The following is a 12,108-nucleotide window of genomic DNA, read 5'->3' on the forward strand; positions in this document are numbered from 1 at the left end:
TCTCACCCTAAGGGAAAACGGCTCCTGGGGTCCAGGGCCAGCTTAAGCTTGCGGAAAAAGGCCTCGGGTGGATGGGGGAAGAGGGCATCCTCGGCGCCCTTTAGGACCAGGTGGGGAATCCCTGCCTGCCTAAGGGATGCCAGTCCCTTGGCCTCCATCCCGGCGTAGAGGAGTTCCCCTCCCGCCAGGTACCGCCTGGGCCCTAGGGGCAGATCTTCCAGCTTGGGCACCCAGGCGGGGGCGGAGGGAACCTTGACCCAGGTGGGGGCCTCCTCCAGGAAGCGGAGGTTCCGCACCCCTTCCCAGTGGGTTTCGTCCTCCGCCAGCACCTCGCCTTCCTTTTGCAGGATTTCCTGTAGTCGTTTTAGTCTTTTCCCCAGGCTTTCGGGGAACCCCCCTAGGCGGATCTCCAGGGTGGCCGGGGGAATAAGGTCCAGGGCCAGAAGATCCAGGGGAAGCACCCGGAGGCGTTCCATAGCGGCAAGGGCTTCCGCTAGGTTCCCATAGGTGAGCCGCAGGGTTTGGGTGGCCCTGGGGGAGGGGAAGACCTTGAAGGAAAGCTCCACCATGACCCCGAAGGCTCCCAGGGAACCCACCATGAGGCGGTGGAAGGGGAAGCCAGCGGCGTTTTTCACCACCTTGCCTCCGCCCCGCACCACCCTTCCTTCCCCGTCCACGAAGCGCACGCCCAGGATGAAGTCCCTCAGGCCCCCAAACCGTTCCCGCATGGGGCCGGAAAGCCCTGCTGCCACCGTGCCCCCAAGGGTGGCCCCCTGCTCCACCAGGGGTGGGTGGAAGGGCAGGTACTGGCCGTGGGCCCGTAGGGTTTCCTCTATCTCCTTAAGCGGTGTGCCGGCATAGGCGGTGAAGACGAACTCCTCAGGGGCATACTCCAGGATGCCCCTGAGGCCCGAAAGATCCAGGAGGGTCTCCCCGTCCTTGGGGGTGGAGAGGGCCGGCTTGCTCCCACCCCCCTTGGGGCGCAGGCGGGGACAGGTGCGCACAGCTTCCTGTACTTCTTCCAGAGAGTTGGCACGGACCTCAGGCATACACCTCTCCTAGATGCGGGCCTTGCCCGTGGCCGGGTAGCACCTTGCCCCGGTTGGCGAGGCCTTTGGGGTCCAGGGCCTCCTTGACCCGTTCCATGGCCAGGAGGTCTTCCGGGGCAAACATCTTTGGCATGTACTCCTTCTTCTCCACCCCGATGCCGTGTTCCCCGGTCAAGGACCCCCCCAGGCGCACGCAAAGCTTGAGGATTTCTCCCGCCAGCTCCTCGGCCCGCTCCAGCTCCCCAGGTTTTTTGCCGTCGTAGAGGACCAGGGGGTGAAGGTTTCCGTCCCCGGCGTGGAAGACGTTGGCCACCCTGAGGCCGTATTCCTGGGAAAGCCTTCCGATCTCCTTCAGGGCCTCCCCCAGGCGGCTTCGGGGCACTACCCCATCCTGGACGATGTAATCGGGGGAAAGCCTTCCCACGGCGCTGAAGGCAGCCTTGCGCCCCTTCCAGATGGCCTGGCGTTCCGCCTCGCTTTGGGCGATGCGCACCTCCAAGGCCCCGCTTTCTTTAATCACCTGGGCCAGGAGTTTGGCCTCCTCCTCCACCTCCTCCTTGGGGCCTTCCAGCTCCACGATGAGGAGGGCCTCCACCCGGGGATAGCCGGCCTTCACCGCTGCCTCGGCGGCCTCTATGGCCAGGCGGTCCATGATCTCCATGGCCCCGGGGAGGAGCCCGCTTCGGATCACCTGGCTCACGGCGTTGCCGGCGGCCTCGAGGCTCCCGTAAGCGGCCAGCAGGGTGTGGTAGGCCTCGGGCTTGGGAAGAAGCCTCAGGGTGATCTCCAGGGCTACTCCCAAAAGCCCCTCGGTGCCCACGAAAAAGCCGTGGAGGTCAGGGCCTACGCTCTCCAGGCCTTCCCCGCCCAGGCGCACCACCTCCCCTTGAGGGGTGACCACCTCGAGGGCCAGCACGTGGCCCGCCGTCATCCCGTACTTCAGGCAGTGGGCCCCGCCGGAGTTGAAGGCCACGTTCCCGCCAATGGTGGAGATGGGCTGGCTGGAGGGATCGGGGGCGTAATAGAGGCCAAAAGGGGCCGCCTGCCGGGAAACCTCCAGGTTCACCACCCCGGGTTCCACCACCGCGATCCGGGCCTTGGGGTCCAGGCGCAGAATTCGGTTCATGCGGTTGAGGGCGATGACCAGGCCCCGCTCCACGGGCAAGGAGCCTCCCGAGAGGCTGGTGCCGCTTCCCCGGGCCACAAAGGGCACCCCGTGGCGGTAGCACAGGCGCACCGCTTCCACCACCTCCTCCTTCCGCTCGGGAAGCACCACGGCCAGGGGACGCTTGCGGTAGGCGGTGAGGGCGTCGGACTCGTAAGGGGCAAGCTCCGCCTCCTTGGTCAGCAGCCTCCCCGGGGGAAAGAGGGCCCTAAGCTCTTCCAGGAACCCCATTGCCACCTCCTATCCCACTTTACCGGAAGGGGTGGGTGGCCTGCCCCACCCCTTCCTAGCCCGGATCCTTTTGGTCTCAGTCCAGGTAATCGTAGGCCACCAGGGTCAGGAACTCGATGAACTCCTCGGAGAGGACCAGCTTGTCCAGGATCTCCTCGGCCTCCTTGTAGCGGCCAACCTCCCGTCCTCCCAGCTTGGCGAGCTCCTCTTCCTTGATCTTTTGGTAAAGCTCAGGGGTGACCGGGCGGCCGTCCTCCAAGGTGGCCTGCCGGTGCACCCATTGCCAGAGCTGCGCCCTGCTGATCTCGGCGGTGGCGGCATCCTCCATGAGGTTGAAGATGGCGGCGGCCCCGTTGCCGAGAAGCCACTGGTTCAGGTACTGGAGGGCCACGGAGATGTTGTTGCGAAGGCCTGCCTCCGTTACCTTGCCTCCCGGGACCTCAAAGTTCAGCAGGTCCTCCGCCCTCACCTGGACGTCCTCCCGCTTCACGTGCTTCTGGTGGGGCTTATCCCCCAGGTACCGGTCGAAGACCTCCTGGGCCACGGGCACCAGATCGGGGTGGGCCACCCAGGTGCCGTCAAATCCCTGGGAGGCTTCCCGCTCCTTGTCGGCCCGCACCTGCTGGAAGGCCCTTTCGTTCACCTCGGGGTCCTTGCGGCTGGGGATGAAGGCGGCCATGCCCCCGATGGCGTGGGCCCCGTGGATATGGCAGGACTTCACCAGAAGCTCGGTGTAGGCCTTCATGAAGGGCACGGTCATGGTGACCTGGGCCCGGTCGGGGAAGATGGGGGCGGTGGTGGCGAACTTCTTGATGCAGCTGAAGATGTAGTCCCAGCGGCCGGCGTTGAGCCCGGCGGCGTGCTCCTTAAGCTCGTAGAGGATCTCCTCCATTTCGAAGGCCGCCAGGATGGTTTCGATGAGCACCGTGGCCCGGATGGTGCCCCGGGGGATGCCCAGGTAGTCCTGGGCGAAGTGGAAGACCTGGTTCCAAAGCCGGGCCTCCAGGTGGCTTTCCATCTTGGGCAGGTAGAAGTAGGGGCCGCTTCCCCGCTTTAGGAGCTCGTGGGCGTTGTGGAAGAAGTAAAGGCCAAAGTCAAAGAGGCTTGCGGAAATGGGCTCCCCATCCACCCGCACGTGCTTTTCCACCAGGTGCCAGCCCCGGGGCCGGACCACCAGGGTGGCTACCTTTTCCTTCAGCTTGTACTCCTTCCCCTCGGGGCTTACAAAGTCAATCTGGCGGCGGACGGCGTCATAGAGGTTCTTCTGCCCCTGGATCACGTTGTCCCAGGTGGGGGAGAGGGCGTCTTCAAAATCCGCCATGAAGACCTTGGCCCCGGAGTTCAGGGCGTTGATGATCATCTTGCGGTCCACAGGGCCGGTGATCTCCACCCGGCGGTCCAAAAGGTCGGGTGGAGCCTCCGCCACCTGCCAGGACCCGCCCCGCACGAAGGCGGTTTCCTCGGGAAAGTCCGGTTTTTCCCCGGCCTTGTACCTTTCCCAGAGGGTTTTCCTGCGCTCCAGAAGCGCCTTGCGCACGGGGTTGAACTCCCGGTGCAGGGCCACCACAAACCTCAGGGCCTCTTCCGTGAGCACCTCTCCTAAGAGGGGATGGTCTTTGAGGATTTCCACGCCCTTCATGGTGGTTTGAGCCTAAGGGAAGGGGTGGGGATTTGTCAAGAAACAAAATGGTTTTTTGTTACTTGAAAAATAACCCAGCGGGTGCTAGCCTGAGGCCCATGCCACGACCCAGGAGGAAAGGAGCCGAGGAGGTGAAGACCTTGGAGCGGGGCCTGAGCGTCCTCGAGGCCCTGGCGGAGCTTAAGGAGGCCGGGCTTTCCCCCCTGGCAGAGCGGACGGGGCTTACCAAGAGCACCCTTTACCGCCTCCTCCAGACCCTGGTCCGCCACGGCTTCGTGGAGGAGGAAAGGGGCGTTTACCGGGTGGGGCCCAAGGCCTTTGCCGTGGGCCAGGTTTATCCCAGGCAGAACCTGCTTCTTGCGGCGCATCCGGAGATGGAGGCCCTGGCGGCGGAAACGGGGGAGAGCGTGAACCTGGCGGTGCTGGCGGGAAGGGAGGCCCTTTATCTGGACCAGGCGGAGGGGGCCAGATTGGTCCGGCTCTTCACCGCTCCCGGAAGCCGGGCTCCCCTGCACGCCACGGGGGTGGGGAAGGTGCTTCTCGCCTTCCGGGGCATCCCCGAGGGGCTTTCCCTCACCCCGTACACTCCTTACACCCTCACCCGCCTCGAGGACCTGAAGCGGGAGCTGGAAACCGTGCGCCGGAAGGGCTACGCCCTGGACAACGAGGAGAGGGAGCTGGGGGTGCGCTGTGTGGCCGCTCCCGTCTTCGGCCCCGGGGGGGAGGTGGTGGCCGCCTTGTCCCTCTCCGCCCCCGCCAGCCGCCTCTCCCTGGAGGAGGCCCACCGCCTGGCTCCCCGGGTGGTGGAGGCGGCCAGGAAAGCTTCCTTGCGCCTGGGTTTTGTGCCCGCTTTATAATAGCATTGGTTAGGAGGGTTTAGCGGAGGGAGCTAAAGGCCATGGACAAGGACCGTCCCGTGTACGTGATCTCGGTGGCGGCGGAGCTGTTGGAGATGCACCCGCAGACCCTGAGGCTTTACGAGCGGAAGGGTTTGATCAAGCCGAAGCGGTCTGGGGGGAAGACCCGGCTTTACTCGGAGCGGGACATTGAGAAGCTTAGGGAGATCCGCCGCCTGACGCAGGAGCTTGGGGTGAACCTGGCGGGGGTGGAGGAGATCATGCGGCTTAGGGCGGAGCTGGAGGCCCTGCAGGCCCGCTTTGAGGCCGAGGTGGCCCGGCTGAAGGAGGAGATCGGGGCCCGCTTTGAGGAGCTGGAACGCCCGGCCCTTCCCCCTCCCGGGGCCACGGCCAAGCCCTCCCCCAAGGACCGTCCCGTGTACGTGATCTCGGTGGCGGCGGAGCTGTTGGAGATGCACCCGCAGACCCTGAGGCTTTACGAGCGGAAGGGTTTGATCAAGCCGAAGCGGTCTGGGGGGAAGACCCGGCTTTACTCGGAGCGGGACATTGAGAAGCTTAGGGAGATCCGCCGCCTGACGCAGGAGCTTGGGGTGAACCTGGCGGGGGTGGAGGAGATCATGCGGCTTAGGGCGGAGCTGGAGGCCCTGCAGGCCCGCTTTGAGGCCGAGGTGGCCCGGCTGAAGCTCCTTCTCTTGGAAGAGGGCAAGACCCTTCCCGAAGGGAGTAGCATGGGGGCGTGAGTGCGCTAGAGCCCCTTTTGGAGTTCTTGGCCATCCCCTCCGTATCCACCGACCCGGCCCACAAGGAAGATGTTCGCAAGGCGGCCCTCTGGCTTGCGGAGAGGCTCAGGGAGCGGGGTTTCCGCACGGAGCTTCACGAAACCCCGCTGCACCCCATCCTCTACGCGGAGCGCCTCCTGGATCCCAAGGCCCCCACGGTCCTGGTCTACGGGCACTACGACGTCCAGCCCCCGGATCCCTTGGAGCTTTGGGAAAACCCCCCCTTCGTGCCCACGGTGCGGGAGGGAAGGGTCTACGCCCGGGGAGCCTCCGACGACAAGGGGCAGCTTTGGGCCCATGTGGCGGCCCTCGAGGACCTGCCCGCCCGGGTGAACGTGAGGTTCCTGGTGGAGGGGGAGGAGGAGATCGGAAGCCCGAGCCTTCTGCCCTTCGTGCGGGAGCACCGGGAGAAGCTCCAAGCCGACGTGGTCCTCATCTCCGATGGCGCCATGTTCGCTCCCCTTACCCCTACCCTCACCTATGGCCTGAGGGGCCTGGCCTATTTGGAGGTGCGCCTGAAGGGGGCCCGGCGGGACCTCCACTCCGGAAGTTTCGGCGGCGTGGCTCCGAATCCCATCCAGGCCATGGGGTGGATTCTTTCCAAGCTAAAGGACGAGAAAACCGGGAGGATCCTGGTTCCCGGCCTTTACGACCGGGTGCGGCCGGTTTCGGAGGAGGAGAAAAGGCTCTGGCCCCCCTTGGACGAGGAGGCCTTGAGACGGGAGCTCGGGGTGGAGGTGCTGCCCAGGGAGGAGGGCTATAGCCCCCTGGAGAGGCTTTGGACCCGGCCCACCCTGGACCCGAACGGCATCTGGGGAGGGTACCAGGGGGAGGGCTCCAAGACGGTGATCCCCGCCGAGGCGGGCTTCAAGGTTTCCTTGCGCCTGGTTCCGGACCAGGACCCCGAGGAGGTGGCCAGCCAGGTGGAGGCCTACCTGCGGGAGATCTGCCCACCCGGCTATACCATGGAGATCCTCCGCCTCCACGGGGGCAGGCCGGTCCTCACCGATCCCTTCAGCCCCCCCATGCGCCTCATGGCCAAGGCCCTGGAGGAGGTCTGGGGCAGGCCCCCCGTGTACACCCGGGAGGGAGGGACCATCCCGGTGGTGGCGGAGCTCCAGGATGCCCTTCGTGCGCCCGTGGTCCTCCTGGGCCTAGGGCTTCCCGACGACAACCTCCACGCCCCCAACGAGAAGTTTGACCTGATTAACCTGGAGAAGGGCATCGCTACCCTAAGGCGCTTCCACGAGCTTTTGGCCCAAGGGGGCTAGGCGGGGAGGGGCTGGCCCTAGCCTGCCCCTGTTCCGGGGATGGCCCGCTTGGTGAGCCCTGGGGGAGCTGTTTTGAAGATGAGGGCCTCCCCCACCCGGCCCGTGAGGATGGGGACCACGGCGCTTTTGGCCACCTGGGCGCAGAAGGGCACATCGGCCTCGAGGCCCACCCCCTTCAGGGCGGTGGCGGCGGCGGAGAGGGAGAGGGCCTCCAGGGGGTCCTGGTAGTTCCGCTTCACCGCCAAAGCGATCCTGGCCCCGTCCTCGGGCTCCACCTCCCCCAGGAGGCCCAGGTACTCCGCCAGGACCCCGGCGGTGTAGAGGTCGTCCAGGCCCACCCGCCCCTCCTTGCCGGCGGCCAGGATGGCCACCTCCTCCGTGGCCAGTTCCCGGGCCAGGCGGGCTGCGGCGTGGGCGTTAAAGAGGGAGGCCAGGAGCACGTGCTTGGCGGTCCTGGCGGCCACGTGGGCGGCCTTGGTGCCGTTGGTGGTGCTCATCACCACGGTCTTGCCTCCCACGGGGGCCTCGAGGGCCTCCCGGGGGGAGTTCCCCAGGTCAAACCCCGGGGGCTTTAACCCCCCCACCTCCCCCGCCAGGAGGACGTCGGCATCCTTGAAGGCCCGGGCGGCCTCGAGGTCTGGGACCCAGTACAGGGCCTCTGCCCCCGCCTCCAGGAAGGCGACGGCCGTGGTGGTGGAGCGGATCACGTCCACCACCAACACCACATCGGGGTAGACCAGCTCCTCCGCGGGGAGAACATCCACCTTCAAGCGCATGGAAGGCCCTCCGACTCGGTTTCCTCAAACCAGGCCAAAGGCCACCTCCTCCAAGAGCCTGGGGTCCACCACCTCCACCACCCCTGAAAAAAGGCGCAGGACGCCTTGGTCTTTGAGCTCGTGGAGGACCCGGGTGGTGGTTTCCCGGCTCACCCCGGCCAGGGCCGCCAGGTCCTGGTGGCGGAGCTGGAAGTGGGGCCCGTGCCCCTGCCGAAGGAGCTTTAAGAGGGCGTAGGCTACCCGGCTTCTCGCCTCCTCAAAGGCCAGAAGGTCCAGCTCCAGGTTGAGTTCCCGCAGGCGGTGGGCCAGGATGCGGGCCAGGTTGTGGGCGAAGAGGGGCAGGCGGCGGATGAGCCCGAGGTAGGCTTCCCGGTAGAGGGCGAGAAGCAGGGTTTCCTCCTCCGCCAGGGCGCTGGCGCTCCGTTCCCCCCCGTCCAAAAGGCTCATCTCCCCGAAGACCTCCCCGGGCCCCAGGAACCCTAGGATCTTCTCCTGGCCCCCCAGGTGGGTGCGGTAGAGGCGCACCCGGCCCTCCTCCACCAGGTAAAGGGCCTGGCCCAGATCCCCCTGGTGGAAGATGGCTTTGCCCTTGGGGTAGGTCAGGGGCTGGAAGTAGGAGCGGGCCAGTCGGGTTTCCTCCGGGCCCATATCCTGGAAAAGAGGGGATGCCGGCATCGGCCTTACTCTAACCGAGGCTTCATCTTTTGCCTAGAGGATGAGAGGGTGAACCCGGTCTTGGAGGCCATAGACCTGGGATTCTCCTACGGAAACGGCTATCTTTTCCGGGGGGTTTCCTTAAGGCTCTGCCCCGGGGAGGCCCTGGCCATCCTGGGGCCCTCGGGAAGCGGTAAGACCACCCTCCTCCACCTCCTGGCGGGCCTTCTTTCCCTGCAGGAGGGCGAGGTGTACTGGGAGGGAACCCCCATCCGGGGCCTGCCCGAGGGGGTTTTGGCCAGGAGGCGGCTTCGCTTTATGGGCCTTGTCTTCCAGCACCACTTTCTTTTCCCCGAACTCACCGCCTTGGAAAACGTCCTGGCCCCCGGCTACCTGGCGGGCCGGGTGGACCGGGCCTTTGCCCTTGGGCTCCTTTCCTGGCTGGGCCTTGGGGAAAGGGCAGACTTCCTGCCCCAGAGGCTTTCGGGTGGGGAGCGGCAGCGGGTGGCGGTGGCCCGGGCCCTGTACCTCCGCCCCAGGCTGCTTTTGGCCGATGAGCCCACGGCCAGCCTGGACCGCACCCAGGCCAGGGAGGTGCTCAGGCTCATGCGGGAGTTGGCCAGGGAGGTGGGGGCGGCCCTTCTCTTCTCCACCCACGACGAGGCCCTGGTGGAAGGGCTTCCCACCTTGCGGCTTTAAAATGGTGCGGTATGAGTCCCATCCACGTGCGGGGCAAGAAGGGAGAGGTGGCAGAAAGGGTGCTCCTGCCCGGGGATCCGGGCCGGGCGGAGTGGATTGCCACCACCTTCCTCGAGGAACCCAGGCTCTACACCTCCTACCGGGGCCTCCTGGGCTTCACCGGCCGGTACCGGGGGGTGCCGGTTTCCGTACAGACCACGGGCATGGGGGCTCCTTCGGCCAGCATCGTGGCCGAGGAACTGGTGAGCCTGGGGGCCAGGGTGCTTCTCCGGGTGGGCACCTGTGGGGCGGTGGACGAGGGCCTTTCCCCCGGGGACCTGGTGATCGTCCAGGGGGCGGTGCCCCTGGACGGGGCCACCCGGCAGTACCTGGAAGGCCGTCCCTATGCTCCCGTGCCCGACGCCGAGCTCTTCCGTGCCCTCTGGAAGCAGGCGGAGCAAAGAGGCTACCCGCACCATGTGGGCCTGGTGGCCACCGAGGATGCCTTCTACGCCACCACCCCCGGGGGAGCGAAGGCCTGGGCCCAGTTTGGCCTGCTGGCCTTTGAGATGGAGGCCAGCGCCCTCTTCCTCCTGGGTAAGATGCGGAAGGTTCGGGCGGGGGCCATCCTCACGGTTTCCAACCGCATCGGCGACCCGGAGCTGGCTCCGCCTGAGGTTTTGCAAGAAGGCGTAAGGCGGATGGTGGAGGTGGCCCTCGAGGCCCTTTTGGAGGTGTAGCATGGCCCACGAGCACGAACACGAGCACGAGTTCATCCTGGAGATCCCCGAGTTTGAGCACCTCTCCTACGAGGTGGAGGAGGGCATCGCCCTGGTTACCTTAAGGCGTCCTGAGGCCTTAAACGCCCTTTCCCAGGACCTCCTCAGGGAGCTGGCCGAGGTGGCCGAGGTCATCCATCAGGATCCCGAGGTCCGGGTGGCCATCTTCACCGGGGAGGGCAAGGCCTTCGCCGCCGGGGCGGATCTCAAGGAGATCGCCGCCCTGAAGGATCCCTTCATGGCCCGGGAGTATGCCCTTTTGGGGCAGCAGGTCTTCGCCGAGATCGCCGCCTTGCCCCTTCCCACCATCGCCGCCATCAACGGGTATGCCCTGGGAGGAGGGCTGGAGCTGGCCCTGGCCTGCGACCTGAGGGTGGCCTCCAGGGAGGCCAAGCTGGGCCTGCCCGAGGTGGGGCTGGGCTTGATCCCGGGCTTTGGCGGCACCCAGAGGCTTCCCCGCCTCATCGGGCGGGGCCGGGCCTTGGACCTCATCTTCACCGGGCGGCATGTGTCCGCCGAGGAGGCCTTAAGCCTGGGTCTGGTGAACCGGGTGGGGGAGGATGCCCTGGAGGAGGCCAAGAAGCTGGCCCAGAAGATCATGAAAAATGCGCCCATCGCCCTGGCCCTGGCCAAGGAAAGCGTGGTGCGGGGCGAGGGGCTGGACCTGGCGGAGGCCCTGGAGATCGAGGCCGACCTTTTCGGCTATGCCTCCGCCACGGAGGACATGAAGGAGGGGGTGCGGGCCTTCCTGGAAAAGCGGGCAGCTAACTTCAAGGGAGAGTAAGGGTAAGCCCTTTCCCTTGGGGAGGGGCTTTGGCTTCACCCTCTGGCTTCTTTTGGGCGCATGAGGGTGTTGGGTAGGTATGGCCATCCGCAGTGTGGTGTAATGTGGAGTTGCCCATGACGGGAGAGCGCATCGTCCACGTTGCCAGCCCTAAGGCCAAGCTGTACGCCGAGGCCGACCAGTCCATTCGCGAGCGTCTAAAGGCCTTTCCTAAGGCCCTTAAGGCCTACGAGCTCCTCATCCAAGACCCCGAGGCCAGGGCTGGGTGGAACATGGCCAATTACATCACCATGCGCAAGCTGGGCTACAACGACCACGGCCGGGTCCACGCCCTCCTTACGGGGGCGGCCAGCGTGGCCATCCTGGCCCTCTTGGCCGAGGCAGGGGTGCGCCTGGATACGGTGGAGTCAGGGGCCGGGGAGCTGGAGGATGCCTACGTGGTGGTCCTCCTTGCCACCATGCTCCACGACCTGGGCAACCAGGTGCACCGGGACCATCACGAGGCCTTTGGCGTCACCCTGTCCCTGCCCATCCTGAACCGAATCCTGGAGAAGATCTACCCTGACCCCGAGCAACGCACCGCCCTTAGGGCCCTCATCCTCCACGGCATCTATAGCCATGACCTCTCCCCGGAGCCCTTAACCATTGAGGCAGGGGTCACCGCCGTGGCCGACGGCACCGACATCACCAAGGGCCGGGGGCGGAAGGCCTTCGCCCTGGGGAGCATCGACATCCACTCCATCAGCGCCCTGGCGGTGGACGAGGTGCGCATTCTCAAAGGGGAGAAGGTGCCCGTGGAGATCCAGGTGACCATGAACAACTCCGCCGGCATCTTCCAGGTGGAGGAAACCCTTACCAAGAAGGTGCTCCGTAGCCCCTTAAGGCCCTACGTGAGCGTGGTGGCCATGACCGAGGGGAACGGGGGCCAGGACCAGCGCATCGTCCACCGGGTACGCCTTCACGAAAGCGAGGACCGCTTCGTGCTGGACTGAGGCTTCCGACCCGGTCAGCCCTGGGGCCAGAGCGCGCGGATCTCCTTGGGAAGCAGGTTCTGCACATCCCGGATCTCCCCTTGGGAAACCTTTTGGGAGAGCACCTTGAACACCGCCCGGGTGGCGGCCTCGGGGTCCAGGGCAGGTCCCGAAGGCGTTTTGAGCTCCCGGGCCACGTGGGCCAGGAAGGCTTCCTTGTGCCGCTCCTTGAGGGGCTTGCCCGTGGGGTCCCAGCCCTCGTAGAAGAGGCCCCGGATCAGCATGGGAAGCTCGGCGGCCAGCTGGGCGGTTTCCTCCACGGTGAGGCGATCCCTTAAGGCATGGAGCACGGCCCGCAGGGCCATGTACGCCCGGTGGCGGTCCTCTATGCCCAGGGTTTCCATGATCTCCTTCAACCAGCTGTGGGTCTTGTGGATGGTGGTGTCAAAGACCTCGAGGCCCGTGGCGCTCATAC

Annotated in this window: 13 protein-coding genes; 7 read left to right on the plus strand and 6 right to left on the minus strand. The window is 66.0% G+C overall.

Annotated features, from left to right (window positions below; all coding sequences use genetic code 11):
* Positions 1-2: 2 nt before the first annotated feature.
* From KQ693_RS05325 to aceB, 3 genes are all read right to left on the minus strand, one after another.
* Positions 3-1,049, minus strand: a complete 1,047-nt coding sequence (locus KQ693_RS05325; RefSeq protein WP_015716456.1) for an FAD-binding protein — start codon at positions 1,047-1,049, stop codon at positions 3-5.
* On the minus strand, positions 1,042-2,445 hold the full coding sequence (locus KQ693_RS05330; protein WP_267262148.1) for an FAD-linked oxidase C-terminal domain-containing protein: 1,404 nt from the start codon (positions 2,443-2,445) through the stop codon (positions 1,042-1,044). The genes KQ693_RS05325 and KQ693_RS05330 overlap by 8 nt, the downstream gene beginning before the upstream one ends.
* Positions 2,446-2,521: 76 nt before the next feature.
* On the minus strand, positions 2,522-4,084 hold the full coding sequence (gene aceB / locus KQ693_RS05335) for a malate synthase A (protein ID WP_267262149.1): 1,563 nt from the start codon (positions 4,082-4,084) through the stop codon (positions 2,522-2,524).
* A 98-nt stretch (positions 4,085-4,182) separates the two neighbouring features.
* Between aceB and KQ693_RS05340 the strand changes: the two genes are divergently transcribed.
* From KQ693_RS05340 to KQ693_RS05350, 3 genes are read left to right on the plus strand one after another with little or no spacing between them, the layout of a single operon-like run.
* Positions 4,183-4,941, plus strand: coding sequence for an IclR family transcriptional regulator (locus KQ693_RS05340; RefSeq protein WP_267262150.1), 759 nt, complete (start codon positions 4,183-4,185; stop codon positions 4,939-4,941).
* Between the two features lie 41 nt (positions 4,942-4,982).
* Positions 4,983-5,681 carry a heat shock protein transcriptional repressor HspR, fused homodimer type gene (hspR, locus tag KQ693_RS05345; RefSeq protein WP_015716460.1) on the plus strand — a complete coding sequence of 233 codons (699 nt, stop codon included), beginning with the start codon at positions 4,983-4,985 and terminating at the stop codon, positions 5,679-5,681.
* Positions 5,678-6,991, plus strand: a complete 1,314-nt coding sequence (locus tag KQ693_RS05350; RefSeq protein ID WP_267262151.1) for a dipeptidase — start codon at positions 5,678-5,680, stop codon at positions 6,989-6,991. Before hspR ends, KQ693_RS05350 begins: the two co-directional genes overlap by 4 nt.
* A gap of 17 nt (positions 6,992-7,008) precedes the next feature.
* Here KQ693_RS05350 and KQ693_RS05355 read toward each other — a convergent pair whose 3' ends face one another.
* Both KQ693_RS05355 and KQ693_RS05360 read right to left on the minus strand, forming a co-directional pair.
* Positions 7,009-7,767, minus strand: coding sequence for a 2-phosphosulfolactate phosphatase (locus KQ693_RS05355; RefSeq protein WP_015716462.1), 759 nt, complete (start codon positions 7,765-7,767; stop codon positions 7,009-7,011).
* Between the two features lie 24 nt (positions 7,768-7,791).
* Entirely contained in the window at positions 7,792-8,442 is a 651-nt protein-coding gene (locus KQ693_RS05360; RefSeq protein WP_267262152.1) for a Crp/Fnr family transcriptional regulator, read from the minus strand.
* A 48-nt stretch (positions 8,443-8,490) separates the two neighbouring features.
* Here KQ693_RS05360 and KQ693_RS05365 point away from each other — a divergent pair, with 48 nt between their 5' ends.
* The 4 genes from KQ693_RS05365 to KQ693_RS05380 all read left to right on the plus strand — a co-directional run bounded on the left by KQ693_RS05365 (position 8,491) and on the right by KQ693_RS05380 (position 11,654).
* On the plus strand, positions 8,491-9,120 hold the full coding sequence (locus KQ693_RS05365; protein WP_267262153.1) for an ABC transporter ATP-binding protein: 630 nt from the start codon (positions 8,491-8,493) through the stop codon (positions 9,118-9,120).
* Between the two features lie 11 nt (positions 9,121-9,131).
* Positions 9,132-9,839 carry a phosphorylase family protein gene (locus KQ693_RS05370; RefSeq protein WP_267262154.1) on the plus strand — a complete coding sequence of 236 codons (708 nt, stop codon included), beginning with the start codon at positions 9,132-9,134 and terminating at the stop codon, positions 9,837-9,839.
* 1 nt (position 9,840) lies between these two features.
* Positions 9,841-10,662, plus strand: coding sequence for an enoyl-CoA hydratase/isomerase family protein (locus KQ693_RS05375; RefSeq protein ID WP_267262155.1), 822 nt, complete (start codon positions 9,841-9,843; stop codon positions 10,660-10,662).
* A 116-nt stretch (positions 10,663-10,778) separates the two neighbouring features.
* Entirely contained in the window at positions 10,779-11,654 is an 876-nt protein-coding gene (locus KQ693_RS05380) for an HD domain-containing protein (protein ID WP_015716467.1), read from the plus strand.
* A 14-nt stretch (positions 11,655-11,668) separates the two neighbouring features.
* On the opposite strand, the gene KQ693_RS05385 is transcribed toward KQ693_RS05380, so the two are convergent.
* Positions 11,669-12,106, minus strand: a complete 438-nt coding sequence (locus KQ693_RS05385; RefSeq protein ID WP_219760083.1) for a DUF2267 domain-containing protein — start codon at positions 12,104-12,106, stop codon at positions 11,669-11,671.
* Positions 12,107-12,108: the final 2 nt, after the last annotated feature.

It is taken from the genome of Thermus brevis, assembly GCF_026427635.1.
GTDB classification, from domain to species: Bacteria; Deinococcota; Deinococci; order Deinococcales; family Thermaceae; genus Thermus; species Thermus antranikianii.

What these genes read in the sequence shown, in the direction of transcription:
- KQ693_RS05360 (WP_267262152.1), bottom strand. Translation starts at nt 8,442, where the DNA reads ATGCCGGCATCCCCTCTTTTCCAGGATATGGGCCCGGAGGAAACCCGA.
- KQ693_RS05355 (WP_015716462.1), bottom strand. Translation starts at nt 7,767, where the DNA reads ATGCGCTTGAAGGTGGATGTTCTCCCCGCGGAGGAGCTGGTCTACCCC.
- hspR (WP_015716460.1), top strand. Translation starts at nt 4,983, where the DNA reads ATGGACAAGGACCGTCCCGTGTACGTGATCTCGGTGGCGGCGGAGCTG.
- KQ693_RS05380 (WP_015716467.1), top strand. Translation starts at nt 10,779, where the DNA reads ATGACGGGAGAGCGCATCGTCCACGTTGCCAGCCCTAAGGCCAAGCTG.
- KQ693_RS05385 (WP_219760083.1), bottom strand. Translation starts at nt 12,106, where the DNA reads ATGAGCGCCACGGGCCTCGAGGTCTTTGACACCACCATCCACAAGACC.
- KQ693_RS05325 (WP_015716456.1), bottom strand. Translation starts at nt 1,049, where the DNA reads ATGCCTGAGGTCCGTGCCAACTCTCTGGAAGAAGTACAGGAAGCTGTG.
- aceB (WP_267262149.1), bottom strand. Translation starts at nt 4,084, where the DNA reads ATGAAGGGCGTGGAAATCCTCAAAGACCATCCCCTCTTAGGAGAGGTG.
- KQ693_RS05375 (WP_267262155.1), top strand. Translation starts at nt 9,841, where the DNA reads ATGGCCCACGAGCACGAACACGAGCACGAGTTCATCCTGGAGATCCCC.
- KQ693_RS05370 (WP_267262154.1), top strand. Translation starts at nt 9,132, where the DNA reads ATGAGTCCCATCCACGTGCGGGGCAAGAAGGGAGAGGTGGCAGAAAGG.
- KQ693_RS05340 (WP_267262150.1), top strand. Translation starts at nt 4,183, where the DNA reads ATGCCACGACCCAGGAGGAAAGGAGCCGAGGAGGTGAAGACCTTGGAG.
- KQ693_RS05330 (WP_267262148.1), bottom strand. Translation starts at nt 2,445, where the DNA reads ATGGGGTTCCTGGAAGAGCTTAGGGCCCTCTTTCCCCCGGGGAGGCTG.